This is a genomic window from Frigoribacterium sp. PhB24, from assembly GCF_003755185.1.
GTDB lineage: Bacteria > Actinomycetota > Actinomycetes > Actinomycetales > Microbacteriaceae > Frigoribacterium.
The window spans coordinates 94,367-108,340 of sequence record NZ_RKIC01000016.1 but is presented as its reverse complement, the minus strand read 5'-3'; the positions used below and the strand labels follow the sequence as shown (position 1 = coordinate 108,340).

Annotated in this window: 16 protein-coding genes and 1 pseudogene; 5 read left to right on the top strand and 12 right to left on the bottom strand. The window is 69.9% G+C overall.

Annotated features, from left to right (window positions below; translation table 11 throughout):
* The first annotated feature begins 19 nt into the window (after positions 1 to 19).
* Positions 20 to 646 carry an HD domain-containing protein gene (locus tag EDF50_RS15825; protein ID WP_123520461.1) on the top strand — a complete coding sequence of 209 codons (627 nt, stop codon included), beginning with the start codon at positions 20 to 22 and terminating at the stop codon, positions 644 to 646.
* A gap of 89 nt (positions 647 to 735) precedes the next feature.
* The gene (locus tag EDF50_RS15820; RefSeq protein WP_123520460.1) at positions 736 to 1,770 is read left to right on the top strand and encodes an LLM class flavin-dependent oxidoreductase; all 1,035 of its coding nucleotides are present in this window, start codon (positions 736 to 738) and stop codon (positions 1,768 to 1,770) included.
* A 129-nt stretch (positions 1,771 to 1,899) separates the two neighbouring features.
* Here the strand turns inward: EDF50_RS15820 and EDF50_RS15815 are convergent, their stop codons facing one another.
* The 9 genes from EDF50_RS15815 to EDF50_RS15775 form a co-directional block, all read right to left on the bottom strand.
* Positions 1,900 to 3,885, bottom strand: a complete 1,986-nt coding sequence (locus tag EDF50_RS15815; protein ID WP_123520459.1) for a cytochrome c oxidase assembly protein — start codon at positions 3,883 to 3,885, stop codon at positions 1,900 to 1,902.
* Between the two features lie 141 nt (positions 3,886 to 4,026).
* On the bottom strand, positions 4,027 to 4,314 hold the full coding sequence (locus EDF50_RS15810; RefSeq protein ID WP_043595940.1) for an HU family DNA-binding protein: 288 nt from the start codon (positions 4,312 to 4,314) through the stop codon (positions 4,027 to 4,029).
* A gap of 105 nt (positions 4,315 to 4,419) precedes the next feature.
* Positions 4,420 to 4,725 (bottom strand): 30S ribosomal protein S14, encoded by a 306-nt coding sequence (rpsN, locus tag EDF50_RS15805; protein ID WP_043595941.1) that lies wholly within the window; start codon positions 4,723 to 4,725, stop codon positions 4,420 to 4,422.
* Positions 4,726 to 4,727: 2 nt separating this feature from the next.
* Positions 4,728 to 4,895: a 50S ribosomal protein L33 gene (rpmG, locus tag EDF50_RS15800; RefSeq protein ID WP_043595944.1), complete on the bottom strand. Its 168-nt coding sequence runs from the start codon at positions 4,893 to 4,895 to the stop codon at positions 4,728 to 4,730.
* Positions 4,895 to 5,131, bottom strand: coding sequence for a 50S ribosomal protein L28 (gene rpmB / locus EDF50_RS15795; RefSeq protein ID WP_043595945.1), 237 nt, complete (start codon positions 5,129 to 5,131; stop codon positions 4,895 to 4,897). Before rpmB ends, rpmG begins: the two co-directional genes overlap by 1 nt.
* Before the next feature lie 238 nt (positions 5,132 to 5,369).
* On the bottom strand, positions 5,370 to 5,783 hold the full coding sequence (locus tag EDF50_RS15790; RefSeq protein WP_123520458.1) for a Fur family transcriptional regulator: 414 nt from the start codon (positions 5,781 to 5,783) through the stop codon (positions 5,370 to 5,372).
* A gap of 37 nt (positions 5,784 to 5,820) precedes the next feature.
* Entirely contained in the window at positions 5,821 to 6,711 is an 891-nt protein-coding gene (locus tag EDF50_RS15785) for a metal ABC transporter permease (RefSeq protein WP_123520457.1), read from the bottom strand.
* Positions 6,708 to 7,589: a metal ABC transporter ATP-binding protein gene (locus EDF50_RS15780; RefSeq protein ID WP_370454006.1), complete on the bottom strand. Its 882-nt coding sequence runs from the start codon at positions 7,587 to 7,589 to the stop codon at positions 6,708 to 6,710. The genes EDF50_RS15785 and EDF50_RS15780 overlap by 4 nt, the downstream gene beginning before the upstream one ends.
* A complete protein-coding gene (locus EDF50_RS15775) occupies positions 7,586 to 8,533 on the bottom strand; it encodes a metal ABC transporter solute-binding protein, Zn/Mn family (protein WP_123520525.1) in 948 nt (315 codons plus the stop codon). The genes EDF50_RS15780 and EDF50_RS15775 overlap by 4 nt, the downstream gene beginning before the upstream one ends.
* Positions 8,534 to 8,748: 215 nt before the next feature.
* On the opposite strand from EDF50_RS15775, the gene EDF50_RS15770 reads away from it, so the two are divergent.
* Positions 8,749 to 9,351, top strand: coding sequence for a cupin domain-containing protein (locus EDF50_RS15770; RefSeq protein ID WP_148076858.1), 603 nt, complete (start codon positions 8,749 to 8,751; stop codon positions 9,349 to 9,351).
* 30 nt (positions 9,352 to 9,381) lie between these two features.
* On the opposite strand, the gene EDF50_RS15765 is transcribed toward EDF50_RS15770, so the two are convergent.
* Positions 9,382 to 10,632 (bottom strand): PTS transporter subunit EIIC, encoded by a 1,251-nt coding sequence (locus tag EDF50_RS15765; RefSeq protein WP_370454009.1) that lies wholly within the window; start codon positions 10,630 to 10,632, stop codon positions 9,382 to 9,384.
* A gap of 188 nt (positions 10,633 to 10,820) precedes the next feature.
* Here EDF50_RS15765 and EDF50_RS15760 point away from each other — a divergent pair.
* Positions 10,821 to 11,075: pseudogene (locus EDF50_RS15760) on the top strand (glucose PTS transporter subunit EIIB); the annotation flags it as partial.
* The gene (locus EDF50_RS15755) at positions 11,072 to 11,542 is read left to right on the top strand and encodes a PTS glucose transporter subunit IIA (RefSeq protein ID WP_123520453.1); all 471 of its coding nucleotides are present in this window, start codon (positions 11,072 to 11,074) and stop codon (positions 11,540 to 11,542) included. The pseudogene EDF50_RS15760 and the gene EDF50_RS15755, both read left to right, overlap by 4 nt.
* 32 nt (positions 11,543 to 11,574) lie before the next feature.
* Here EDF50_RS15755 and EDF50_RS15750 read toward each other — a convergent pair whose 3' ends face one another.
* A complete protein-coding gene (locus EDF50_RS15750; RefSeq protein WP_123520524.1) occupies positions 11,575 to 12,306 on the bottom strand; it encodes a GntR family transcriptional regulator in 732 nt (243 codons plus the stop codon).
* Between the two features lie 147 nt (positions 12,307 to 12,453).
* On the bottom strand, positions 12,454 to 13,968 hold the full coding sequence (locus EDF50_RS15745) for a dihydrolipoamide acetyltransferase family protein (protein ID WP_123520452.1): 1,515 nt from the start codon (positions 13,966 to 13,968) through the stop codon (positions 12,454 to 12,456).
* Positions 13,969 to 13,974: the final 6 nt, after the last annotated feature.

Here is a 13,974-nt window from a genome sequence, read left to right as displayed (position 1 = left end):
CACTCATAAAGTTCCTGCCATGACCGCCGAGCCCCGACCGACCGCCGCCCTCCTCGACGAGCTGCTCGCGCCTCCCTCGCTCGCCGCCTCCCGTGCCCTCGAGGCCGCCGCCGTCGTGTCGAGCCCGGCCCTGTTCGCGCACAGCCGCCGCTCGGCGGCGCTCGCCGTCGACCTCGGCCGGCGCGAGGGCCTGATCTTCGACCACGAGCTGCTGTTCGTCGCGGCGGCCTTGCACGACGTCGGGTTGGCGTCACCGTTCGACAGCCACACCGAGCCGTTCGAGCGGGCCGGGGGCGAGGTCGCCCGGGTGTTCGCCACAGGGGCGGGTTGGTCGGCCGAGCGGGCCCAGCGGCTGGTCGACGTGGTCGTGCGGCACATGTGGCCCGCGGTCTCGCCCGACCTCGACGTCGAGGGGCACCTGCTCGAGCGGGCGACGAGCCTCGACGTGTCGGGGGTGGGCGGCGACGACTGGCCGGTCGAGGTCGTCCGAGCCCTCGTCGAGCGGGTGCCCCGCGACGGTTTCGGCGTCGAGTTCGCCGGGCTGATGTCGACCCAGGCGCACCGGAAGCCCGGCTCCGAGGCCGCCCGGACGATCCGTGGCGGCATGCGCGACCGCATCGCCGCGAATCGGCTCGACCGGCTCTGACCCGGGCGTCCGCGCTCCGGACGGCCCCTCCCGTGATCGCCCCCCATCGGGTAGAATGATGCGAACGTATTGATTTGGAGAGCACACGCATGGCACACCCCCTCGAGTTCGGCCTCGACACCTTCGGTGACATCACCGACCGCCTCGACGGGAGCCCGGTCACGCACGCCGAGGCCATCCGCAACCTGGTCGAGCAGGCCGTCCTGGCCGACCAGGTGGGCCTCGACTTCATCGGAGTCGGCGAGCACCACCGCAAGGACTTCGCCGTCTCGGCCCCCGAGGTCGTGCTCGCGGCGATCGCTGCCCGCACGAAGACGATCCGCCTGGGCTCGGCCGTCACGGTGCTCAGCTCGGACGACCCCGTGCGGGTCTTCCAGCGCTTCGCCACGGTCGACGCGATCTCGAACGGCCGTGCCGAGGTCATCCTGGGTCGCGGCTCGTTCACCGAGTCGTTCCCGCTCTTCGGTCTCGACCTGCAGGACTACGAGGTGCTCTTCGAGGAGAAGATCCAGCTCTTCGCCGAGTTGCTCAAAGAGGGCCCGACGACCTGGACGGGCACCGTCCGGGCCGGCCTCGACGCGCAAGAGGTGTACCCGAAGACCGAGGGTGGCTCCATCCGCACCTGGGTCGGCGTCGGCGGATCGCCGCAGTCGGTCATCCGCGCCGCGCACTACGGATTCCCGCTCTTCCTCGCGATCATCGGCGGACAGCCCGCCCAGTTCGCGCCCTACGCCGACCTCTACCGGCGTGCCCTCGGCGAGTTCGGTCACGACTCGCAGCCGATCGCGATGCACTCGCCCGGTTTCGTGGCCGACACCGACGCCGACGCCAAGGAGGCGCTGTTCCCGTACCAGGAGGAGCAGACGAACCAGCTCGGTCGCGAACGCGGTTGGCCGCCCTACAGCCGCGCGCAGTACGAGGCCAGCGCCAGCTCGACCGGGGCACTGTACGTGGGCTCACCCGAGACCGTCGCCACGAAGATCGCTCAGAACATGCGCCTGCTCGGCGCGACGCGCTTCGACATGCGGTACAGCATGGGCCGCCTGCCACACGAGCTCATGATGCGCAGCATCGAGTTGTACGGGACGAAGGTCGTGCCGCTCGTCCGCGAGATGCTCGCCTGACCCGACCCGCGCCTCCTCGGGGGCTCGTGCCCTGCGACCCCGACCAGCGCACCGCCTTTCGTGCACCGCACCCCGACTGGTTGCGGTGCCCTGCACGAGACGCGGTGCGCTGCCGTTTCGCTGCTCGCGTCAGCGGGTGCGCTCGCGCTGGTGCGACAGTGCCTCGAGCTGCTCGTTGTACGCCCTGAGCTCGGCGTCGTCGTCGCGTTCGGCCTGACGGTCCTTGCGCACCGCCTCGCGGCCGTCGCTGCGCTGCCACATGATGGCCACGGCGATGGCCATGATGATCGTGGGGATCTCGCCGACGCTCCACGCGATGCCACCGGCGACGTACTGGTCCTGCATCGGAGTCGGCCCCCAGGTGCGACCCATGGCGCCGTACCAGTCGGCGAGGAAGAGCCCGGTGGCGCTCATGATGCCCAGTCCGAAGAACGCGTGGAACGCCATCGTGGCCAGCAGCACGACGAGCCGCGCCGGGTAGGGCAAGCGGCCCTTGACCGGGTCGATGCCGATCATCGACTGGACGAAGAGGTACCCGGTGATCACGAAATGCACGATCATCCAGTAGTGGCCGATGTGGGTCGTCGTCGCCCAGCTGAACAGCGGCGTGTAGTAGAACGCCCAGAGCGACCCGGCGAACAGCACCGCGGCCACGATCGGGTTGCTGACCACGGTCGCCGCCCGCGAGTGCACGAGGATCATGATCCACTCGCGGCCACCGCGCGTGCCGTCACCGCGCTTCGTGATGGTGCGCAACGCGAGCGTCACCGGCGCACCCGGTACGAGCAGCACGGGGACGAGCATCCCCAGCGCCATGTGCGCCAGCATGTGGGTGCTGAACAGGTACTCCTCGTAGACGTTCGGGGCGCCGCAGGTGATGTAGAACAGCACGACGAGGCCGGCCACCCACGAGACGGTGCGCCCGATCGGCCAGCGGTCGCCGCGGCGGTGCAGGCGGACGACGCCGGCCAGGTAGAAGAAGACACCGAAGGCGCAGAGCAGACCCCAGAGCAGGTCGACGTTCCACTCGGTGAGGTAGCGCAGGGGCGTCAGCTCGGGCGGAAGCGCCTCTTCGGTGAGGATCACGGCCGGCGTGGGGTCGGCGAGATCGGTCGCGGCGACCTGCTCGACCGGGGTGGCCGTTCGCGCGAGGGCGGCGGCGACACCCGAGGCGAGTCCCATGAAGGCGAGCTCTGCGGTGACGAACCACCAGAAGAGCTTGGTCGTCGCCTTGGGGTGGGTCGCCAGGCGGCCGACGAGCCACCGCCGCTGCACGACGCCGAACAGACCCAAGGCGACGAGGGCGAACGTCTTGACCAGCACGAGCACTCCGTAGCCCGAGGTCAGGGCCGACCAGTCGCCGATGCGGATGGCGGCGCTGCCGATGCCCGAGACCGCGACGACAACGAAGCAGACGATGGCCACGCTCGAATAGCGCGCGAGGACGATCGCCAGCCGCCCACCCGAGAGGTGGCCGCGGAGCAGCACGATGGCGAGCAGGCCGCCGAGCCAGACCGAGGCCCCGACCAGGTGCAGGGCGAGGTCGGTGACGGCGGCGTCGTGCCCGCTCGTGCCCGCCGCGTGGCCCTGCTCGGCGATGGGGATGAGCCCGCCCGCGGCGAGCACGGTCACGGCGACGATCAACCAGATGTTGCGGACGACGAAGCAGAGCACCGTGACCGTCGCCGCGACGAGCGTGGTGATGAGCCAGGCGGTGCCGAGTTCGGTGTTCGTCAGGAAGAACGCCAGCGTGCGTCCGAACTGGTCGTCGAAGGTGACCGGGACGTTGGCGACGCTGAGGAAGGTGAAGAACGTGGTGACGGCCGAGGCGACGGCCCAGAAGCCCGCGGCGGCGGCGGCGACGTCCAACGCGCGGTCGTACTCGGGCTCGCGGCGGGTGAGCGCGAAGCAGGTCAGGAAGAGCGTGCCGATGGTGAGGGCCGCCCCGATGTTGCCCAGCATCTTGGCCATGGGCAGGCCGTAGCGCACGACCTCGCCGGGGTCGACGACGAGGGGCGCGTCGGCCGCCCCGCCGAACTGCAACGCGGCGAGGAGTGACGCGAACGCCACCAGCACGAGCAGTGCGGGCGCCGTGGTGCGAGCGAGTCTGGGCATCGTCTACCAGGGTAAGTCGGATCGCCTGGTGAACAGGCGGGGGTGAAGGGCGTCGCTCGACGTCGAGTGATCGGAACGAGAGAAGGGGCGGGACGACCGTTGGTCGTCACGCCCCTTCTCGGGTGCTCGTGAGAGCGAGGACTACTTGACGGCAGCCTTGAGCTTGCTGCCGGCGCTGACCTTGACGCTGTCGCTGGCGGCGATCTCGAGGGCCTCACCCGTCTGGGGGTTGCGGCCGGTGCGAGCGGCGCGGTGCGTCTTCTCGAAGGCGATCCACCCGGGGATGGTGACCTTCGTGCCGTCGGCGACCGACTTCGAGACGACGGAGAAGAACGCGTCGACGACGCCGCTGACGGCGGCCTGGCTCTGGCCGGACTCGGAAGCGACAGCTGCGACGAGCTCGGTACGGTTCAGTGACTTGTCAGCCATGTAAATGTCCTCCTCGGACTTCGTTCGGTATGACGAGACACGGCGTTCACCATGCCTGTGCGGTCGAGACCAGAGAGCCGAGGGCCCTGTGGAACCGGTTGAAACCTACCAGGAAGACTTCGTGATGCCCGGCAACTCGCCCCGGTGGGCCATGTCGCGGAACCGCACGCGGCTGATGCCGTAGGCCTTGAGGTGGCCACGGGGGCGACCGTCGACCGAGTCGCGGTTGCGGAGGCGGACCGGCGACGCGTTGCGCGGCAGCTTCTGCAGGCCGAGGCGAGCGGCCTCACGGCTCTCGTCGGAACCGTTCGGGTCGATCAGGGCCTTCTTCAGCTCGAGACGCTTCTCGGCGTAGCGGGCCACGATCTCGGCGCGCTGGTTGTTCTTGGCGATCATGCTCTTCTTGGCCATTTTTAGCGCTCCTCGCGGAATTCGACGTGCTTGCGAATCACCGGGTCGTACTTCTTCAGCACGAGACGGTCGGGGTTGTTGCGACGGTTCTTCTTGGTCACGTACGTGAAACCGGTGCCCGCCGTCGAGCGGAGCTTGATGATGGGACGAACGTCCTGCTGACGAGCCATTAGATCTTCTCCCCACGAGCGAGCAGGTCCTTGACGACCGACTCGATGCCACGGGCGTCGATGACCTTGATGCCCTTGGCGCTGAGCTGCAGCGTCACGTTACGACGAAGCGACGGCACGTAGTACGTCTTCTTCTGGATGTTCGGGTCGAAACGACGCTTGGTGCGTCGGTGCGAGTGCGAGATGTTGTGCCCGAAGCCGGGAACGGCTCCGGTCACCTGGCAGGTTGCTGCCATGGTTTTCCTCCGTAGATACCGTGAGGGCCGGAGCCCTCACCCAAGGTCACTTGTCGGCGCGCCGGTCCCCCTGCCCGATCGAAGGATCGGGCGATGGTGCCGGGAGGCGGTGCACATGGGCGCAGAGAGCGCCCAACCAAAGGAAGAGCTTACGCGACACGCCCGGACCCACGCAACCCGGGCCTCCCGGGGTGCCGTGGCCTGCGGGCCGTGAACCGCGGGGACGAGGAGGCGCGGCTCAGCGGGATGCTGGGGCGTCGGCGGCCGCGCGGGCCTCGGCCGTGCACGCGGGGCACAGGCCGAACACGTCGACGACGTGCTGCGCCTCGGTGAACCCGTGCGTCGCGGCGACGTGCTGGGCCCAGGTCTCGACCTCGTCGGCCTCGATCTCGACCGTGGTGCCGCAGGTGCGGCAGATCAGGTGGTGGTGGTGGGTGCCCGGGGTGCAGGCGCGGTAGAGGCTCTCGCCTTCTTGCTGCAGCGAGTCGGCCGAGCCGTCGGCGGCGAGGTCGGCGAGGGCCCGGTAGACCGTGGCCAGGCCGATACCGGTCTCGCGCAGGTGGGCGTGCAGCGCCTGGGCGCTGACGAACCCCTCGCTCGTGCCCAGTGCTTCTCGCACGGCCTCGCGTTGCCACGTGTTGCGTCGGACCACCACGTCGTCCTGCCTCTCTGTGTCGGACCCCGGTGTGTCAGACCCCGGTCGTGGCCAAGGGTACCCGCGGGCCCCTGCGCGGCTTCACGGCGGCGGTCGTGCGACGCCAGCTGATCAGGCGGCAGACGAGCCAGATCGTGAACGAGATCGTCGTGACGTAGGGGCTGATGGGCAGGCCGCCGCCGAGGGCGAGCAGGATGCCGCCGACGACCGAGACGACGGCGAACGTGACGCTGAGCACGGGCACGAGCCGGGGGTTCACGGTCAGCCGAAGGGCGGCGGCTGCGGGCGTCACGAGCAACGAGAGGACGAGCAGCGCGCCGATGATCTGGACCGAGACCGCGACCGACAGGCCGAGCACGAGCATGAAGACGATGCCGAGGGCGCGGACGGGCACGCCGGCCGCCGCGGCGACGTCGGGGTCGACGCTGGCGAAGGTCAGTGGTCGCCAGATGACGACCAGCGTGACGATCACGACGGCGGAGATGGCGATCAGCCAGCCCAGCTGCGGGTTGTCGACCGACACGATCTGACCGGTCAGCAGCCCGAACTTGTTGGCGGACCGCCCCCGGTAGAGCGCCAGGAAGAGGATGCCGAGCCCCAGGCCGAACGGCATGAGGACCGCGATGATCGAGTTGCGTTCGCGTGCCCGGGTGCCGAGCAGGCCGATCAGCAGGGCGGCGAGCAGGCTGCCGACGAGCGACCCGCTGACGACGTTGACGCCGAGCAGCAGGGCCGCGGCGGCGCCGGCGAACGAGAGCTCGCTGATGCCGTGCACGGCGAAGGGCATGTTGCGCGTGATCACGAACGGCCCGATCAGGCCGCCGACCAGGCCGAGCACGGCGCCTGCGATGACGCTGTTCTTGACCAGGACGAACAGCTCGCCGAAGTCCTGGAAGCTGAAGAGCTGCGACCACAGGTCGGTCATCGCACGAGCCCTTCGTCGTCGAGGTGCTCGTCGACGTGGTGGTCGTGCCCGTCGTGGCTGCCGACGATCACGATGCGACCCATGGTGCGGATCACGTCGACCGGGGTGCCGTAGAGGTCGCTCAGCACGTCGGCCCGGAGCACCTCGTCGGGCGTGCCGATGCGGAACCGGCCGCCGGCGAGGTAGAGCACCCGGTCGACGACGTCGAGGATCGGGTTGACGTCGTGCGTGACGAACACGACCGCGGCGTTGCGCGCGCGGCGCTGCTCGTCGATCAGGCGGGTGACCTCGCGCTGATGGCGCAGGTCGAGCGAGATGAGGGGCTCGTCGCAGAGCAGCAGGGCGGGTTCGGCGGCGAGGGCCTGGCCGACCCGGGTGCGCTGTTGTTCGCCGCCGCTGAGGCTGGCGACCGGCGAGGTCGCGAACGACGTCGCGCCGACCTCGCCGACCAGGGCGTCGATGCGGGCGCGCTCGGCCGCCGACTCGCGCCGCAGGCCCCAGCGGTGGCCCGTGACGCCCAGGGCGATCATGTCGCGGGCACGCAGCGGGGTGCCGGACTCCATCAGCCGTTGCTGCGGCACGTAGCCGATGCGGCGGTGGCCGCGACCGACCGGTCGCCCGAGGAACTCGATGGTGCCCTCGGTCAGCTGCTGCTGCCCGAGGATCGTCCGCAGCATCGTCGTCTTGCCCGCGCCGTTGGGCCCGAGCACCGCGATGAACTCGCCCGGCCGCACGTCGAGGTCGAGCCCCGACCAGAGCGTGCGGGCGCCGAACGAGACCCCGGCGTCACGGAGGCGCAGCACGGCGTCGCCGCCGCCACCGGCCGAGGAGGCGCGGGTGGCGGCGGCGACGGAGGTCGCGCCGACGGGCTCGGTCACGTGCCGAGCGCCTCCGAGATCGCGTCGATGTTGCTCTGTTGCCATGACACGTAGTCTTCCCCCTCGGGCAGCAGCTCGGTGACCGGCACGATCGCGACGCCCGCGTCGGTGGCGGCCTTCTCGACCTGTTCGGTCTCAGGGCTCGAGGTCTGCTCGTTGTAGGCGAGCAGGTCGACCTTCTGGTCGGTGAAGAGCGTCAGCGTCTCGTTGAGCACGGCGGGCGAGACGTCGTCGCCTTCTTCGATGGCCTCGGAGAACGCCTCGGGGGTCACGTTGACCAGGCCCATCGCGTCGAAGAGGTAGCCGGGCACGGGTTCGGTGTAGGCGACCGAGTCGCCGTCGTGGGCCGTCTTGATCGCCGCGGCCTGCGCCTCCAGGTCGGCGATCTTCTCGCCGAACGCCTCGGCGTTCGCGGTGAAGGTGTCGGCGTTCGCCGCGTCGACCCGGCCGAACTCGTCGGCCATGGCCGTGGCGAGCTTCGCCATGCTCGGGAGGCTGTAGAAGACGTGTTCGTTGAACGCGGCGTGGTCGTGGTCGGCGTGGTCGTCGTGCCCGGCCTCGGGGTCGAGCCCCGAGACGTCGACGGCGTCGACGATCGCGGCGTCGGTGCCGCTCGCGTCGACCATCGTGTCGACGAACGGGTCGTAGCCGCCGCCGTTCTCGACGATGACGTCGGCCTTCGAGACGGCCAGCTGCGTGCGGGCGTCGGCCTCGTACGAGTGCGGGTCCTGCGAGGGGTCGCTGATGATGCTCGTGACGTCGACGAGGTCCCCGCCGACGGTCTTCGCGATGTCGCCGTAGACGTTGGTCGACGTGACGACCGAGATCGCGCCTCCGTCGGCGGCGTCGGCCGAGCCGCCGTCGCTCGACGTCGCGCATCCGCTCAGCACGAGGGCTGCCGCGGCGGGCAGGGCGATCAGGGTCGGCAACGAGCGCTTCTTCATGTCGGTCACGCTATTGCTACTGATAATGATTGTCAAAACGAGGAGGCGCGGGTCGGGTCGCCACCGTCCGTCCTGGTCGTGCGCAACAGCCACCCCGTCACCGCGATGATGACCCTTGCGCATCGCACGGCCCCGGAGTAAACATGTCACATGTCAATTCCGGCGTTGTCTCTCGACGGCGTCGCGACGACGAGTTGCATCGCCGCACGACACCGATGCCGGCGGGCGACCGGAGCTGCCTCGGAACCCAAGCCACGTCAGAATCCGCAGTAAGGAGTCCCCTCATGAACGGGCACACGCCCTCTCCCTCCGCAACGCCGACGAAAACGCCCACGAGAACGGTGATCGCGCTCATCGCGGTGTCGGTGGCGGTAGCGACCGGCCTGTCCGCCTGCGCGGCCGGGAGCCCGGAGGCGACGGGCATCGCCTCTCCTCCGTCACCCTCCGCGTCCGCTACGGGCCCCGACGTCGTCGACCTCGCTCACGGCGTACGCGGCGACTCCGTCGAGATCAGGGTCGACGGCCCCCTGGCCGTCGACCAGCGCGTCATCACGCTCCACCCCGGCCAGTCGACCGGTGTGCACTGCCACTACGGCAGGCTGCTCGGTGTCGTCGAGCAAGGCGAATTGACCCACTACGCCGATATCTACCCCGACGGTGTGCACGTCTATCGGACGGGTGATGCCATCGACGAAGGCTCTGGCTACGTCCACGAGGGGCGCAACGAGGGCGACGTCGACACGGTGCTTTCGGTGACCTACGTCACGCCCGAGGGGGCCCCGCTCGCCGAGACCGACCTGGAGAAGTGCGATGCGTGAGCACGGTCGGGCGGTGAGGCGATCCGGTGTCTAGGCTTTCGCGGCGACCTCGACGGACTCGTCGTCGTCCTCGCGGCCGGGCGTCTTGAGGTTCCACTTCTTGATCACGAAGCTGAACAAGAAGTAGTACACGACCGCGTAGCCGAGCCCGATCGGGATCAGCCAGATCGAGTTCTGCGAGATGTTGAAGTTCAGCACGTAGTCGATCAACCCCGCCGAGAAGGTGAACCCGGTGTGGATGTCGAGCGCGTTGACCAGCATCATCGACGTGCCGGTCAGCACGGCGTGGATGAGGTAGAGCGGCCAGGCGACGAACATGAACGAGAACTCGAGCGGTTCGGTGATGCCGGTCAGGAAGGCGGTCAGGGCCGTCGACAGCATGATGCCGCCGATCAGCTTCTTCTTCTCGGGGCGGGCGTGGCGCCAGATCGCGAGGGCGGCGGCCGGCAGGGCGAACATGAAGATCGGGAAGAACCCGGTCATGAAGACGCCGGCGCTCGGGTCGCCCTGGAAGAACCGGGTCAGGTCGCCGCGATAGAGCTTGCCGTCGGCTCCGGTGTAGTCGCCCACCAGGAACCAGACGACCGAGTTGAGGATGTGGTGCAGGCCGGTCGGGATGAGCAGGCGGTTCGCGAGGCCATAGACCCCGCCGCCGATGACGTCGTTCGAGGCGACGGCCGTGCCGATCCAGACGAGAGCGTTGTTGAAGAGCGGGTAGACGAACGACATGACCACGCCGACGACGAGGCCCGTGACCGCCGTCAGGATCGGCACGAGGCGACGCCCCGAGAAGAAGCCGAGGAAGTCGGGCAGCTTGGTCCGGTAGAAACGCTGCCAGATGATCGCCGACAGGATGCCCATCACGATGCCGCCGAGCACGCCGTAGTTGATCAGCTCGGGGTCGCCCGTCGCGGTCTCGCGACCGGCGAGCACGACGGGTGACATCGCCTTGAACACCCCGTCGATCACCATGTAGCCGACCACGGCCGCCAGGGCCGTCGAGCCGTCGCTCTTCTTGGCCCAGCCGATCGCGATGCCGACCGCGAAGATCAGCGGCAGCCAGGTGAAGACGGCGTTGCCGGCCGCGCCGATCACCGACGCGCCGGTTTCGAAGCCGGGGATCGCGCCGAGCAGGTCGGCCTGCCCGAGCCGCAGCAGGATGCCCGCGGCCGGCAGCACGGCGATCGGCAGCATGAGGCTGCGACCGAGGCGCTGCAGCACCGCGAACGCGGCCGAGCCCCTCTTCTTGGTCGGGGCCGACTCGGTCGTCGTCGTCATCAGGTGGTCCTCTCGTCGGTGAGCAGCCGTGGTGCGGGGGTGGGGTCGTGCGGGTCGCGCGGCGCAGGAGGCGCGGGTCGCGTCTCGCGGAGCCCGACCGGTCCTGTCCGGTCATGACCAGTGAGTGGTAGTTTCCTCAGACCGACGGGTGGTGTCAACTAGGACGACACACGCGTCGCCACGAGCGACCGACCAACGGAGGAGAACAGCTCATGTCGAAAGCACAGGCCATGATCGACGGACTCGGCGGCGCCGACAACATCGAAGAGATCGAGGGCTGCATCACGCGCCTCCGCACCGACGTGCGGGACGTCTCGCTCGTCGACGACGCCGCCCTCAAGGCCGCCGGAGCGACCGCCGTCGTCCACGCCGGTGGCAGCGTCCAGGTGATCGTCGGCACGATCGCCGACTCGCTCGCCGAAGACATCAACGACCTGCTGCCGTGACCACGGTCGTCTCGCCGGTCGCCGGCCGGGTGACGGCGCTCGCCGAGGTGCCCGACGCCGTGTTCGCCGGGCAGCTCGTGGGCGCGGGCGTCGCGGTCGAGCCGAGCGCGCCTCCTGCGGGTGACGGCGCGGACGCTCGTGTCTCGGTCGTCTCGCCGATCGCGGGCGAGATCGTCAAACTGCACCCGCACGCGTTCGTCGTCGTCGCCGGGTCCGGCACGGGTGTGCTCGTGCACGTCGGCATCGACACCGTGAAACTGGGCGGCTCGGGCTTCGAGCTCGCCGTCGCCGAGGGCGCGACCGTCGCGGCGGGCGACCTGGTCGTCCGCTTCGACCCGGCCGTCGTGGCCGAGGCGGGGTACTCGGCCGTCGTCCCGGTCGTGGTGCTCGACAGCGCCCCCGACAGTGTCTCGCAGCAGGCCGTCGGCACGACCGTCGCGTCGGGAGCGCCCCTCTTCGATCTCTGAGGCACGCACCGCGCTGCAGCCGTGACCGGCCGTCAGGCGGGCGACGTGCCCGGCGCGACCTGCATCTGCAGGCGGTAGCGGTCCGAGCGGTACCAGCTCTTGGCGTGTTCGAGCGGGACGTCGCCGGCGAACGAGACCCGGTCGAAGTGCAGCACCGGGGCGCCCTCACGCGTGCCGAGCAGGGTGGCGACGTCGGCGTCGGCCCCCTCGGCGCTGACCGTCTGGGTCGCGCGGGTGATCGGCGTCGAGTAGTCGCCGTCGAGCGTCCGGTAGAGCGACCGGCTCAGGTCGTGGTCGAGCAGGCCGGGCAGGCGGTCGACCGGGTACCAGCCGTCGTCGATGCTGATCGGTACACCGTCGGCCAGGCGAAGGCGTTTGACGTGGAACGCCGAGGCGCCGGCCTCGAGCCCGAGAGCCGAGGCCGTCTCGTCCGGGGGAGTCGTCTGGGCCTTGACCAGCACGACCGTGCTCGGCACGTGGCCCAGCTTGGTCATCTCGTCGGTGAACGAGGCGAGGTGCAGCGTCGACTGCACGACACGGTGCGCCACGAAGGTGCCCTTGCCGCGCACCCTCGTCAACCAGCCCTCGTTCACGAGCTGCCCCACGGCTTCGCGGACGGTGATGCGGCTGACGCCGTACTCGAGCATGAGTTGACGCTCGCTCGGGATCGTCGAGCCGGGCTGCGCGACGGCTGCGAGCCGTTGCACGATGGAGCGCAACTGCTCGTGTTTCGGCACGGCTCCGTCGGTGATGTGGTCGGTCATGGGCCCCTCGTCGGTCGTGCCCGAAGGTGGTCCCATCTGGTCATGACCGGTCGTCCTGCCCTCGACGCTAGCGCACACCGCCCGACCGCAGTGAGACGCGCGCCCCCTCGCGACGCACTTTGCAGGAAGGGACGAGGAGGCGCGGCGTCAGTCGAGCAGCAGCGCGGGCTCTTCGAGGACGCTCGCCACGTCGGCCACGAACCGGCTGGCGACGTCGCCGTCGACCACGCGGTGGTCGAAGCTCGCCCCGATCGTCGTCACCATGCGCGAGCGCACCTCGCCGTCGACCACCCAGGCCTTGGGCTTGATCGTGCCGAGGGCGACGATCGCCACCTCGCCCGGGTTGAGGATCGGCGTCCCGGTGTCCATGCCGAAGACACCGATGTTGGTGATGGTGATCGTGCCGTCTCGCATGTCGGCCGGCGTCGTCTTGCCGTCGCGGGCGGTCAGGGTGAGTTGCTCGAGGGCCTGGGCCAGTTCGAGCAGGCTCATCGACTGGGCCTCTTTGACGTTCGGGACGATCAGGCCGCGAGGGGTGGCCGCGGCGATGCCGAGGTTGACGAAGTGGCGGACGAGGATCTCGCGGTCGGTCCAGGCCGAGTTGACCATGGGGTTGCGACGTACGGCCCAGATGATCGCCTTGGCCATGATCAGCAGCGGTGAGACCTTGACGCCGGCGAACTGCGGAGAGGCCTTGAGTCGCTTGACGAACTCCATCGTGCGGGTGGCGTCGACGTCGACGAACAGGCTGACGTGAGGGGCCGTGAACGCCGAGGACGTCATGGCCGCGGCGATGGCCTTGCGGACGCCCTTGACGGGGATGCGCTCGACGCGCTCCTCGCCCCATTCAGGCGTCTCGATGTTGCGGAAGACGCTGGCCTGCTGGGCGTGACGGATCACGTCGTCGCGGGTGACCTCGCCGGCCAGACCGGTCGGCTGGACGACGGCCAGGTCGACCTCGAGGTCTTTGGCCAGCTTGCGGATCGGCGGCTTGGCGATGATCGGCAGGGCCTGGGCGGCGGGAACCGACGTGGTGGGGCGGCGACGGGCCTGCTCGGCGACGCGCAACTGGCGGGCGTCGACCTCGGTCTGCGACGGGCGGCGGCGACGGGTCGAGCCGTGACCACCGGCGGCACCGTAGCCGACGAGCACGGCACCCGAGCCCGAGTCGGCCGGGGCCTCGGGGGCGTGCGCCACCGAGCCGGTGTCGCCGTCGGCACTGACCGCGTCGGCCGAGCGGGCCGGGACGGCGGGGGTCGCGTGGGGCGCCGCAGCGGAGGTGCCCGCGGCGGGCTCGGCCTGGCGGGCGCGCTGGGCCGACAGTGCCTCTTCGCCCTGCGAGACGATCTGGGCCGTGCGGGCCAGTCCGCCCGACTCGAGCGACTCGGACTCGGCCGCTCGGCCCGACGGGGTCGCCGGTGCCGACGAGTCGCCGACCCGGATGATCGGGGTGCCGACGTCGACCGTCGTCCCGGGCTCGACCAGGATGCTCTCGACCACGCCGGCGTAGGGGGACGGCAGCTCGACGAGGGACTTCGCGGTCTCGATCTCGACGAGCACCTGGTTGATCTCGACGCTGTCGCCCGGGGCGACCTTCCACTCGACGATCTCGGCCTCGGTCAGGCCCTCGCCGACGTCGGGCAGGGTGAATTCGCTGGTCATGTCGTG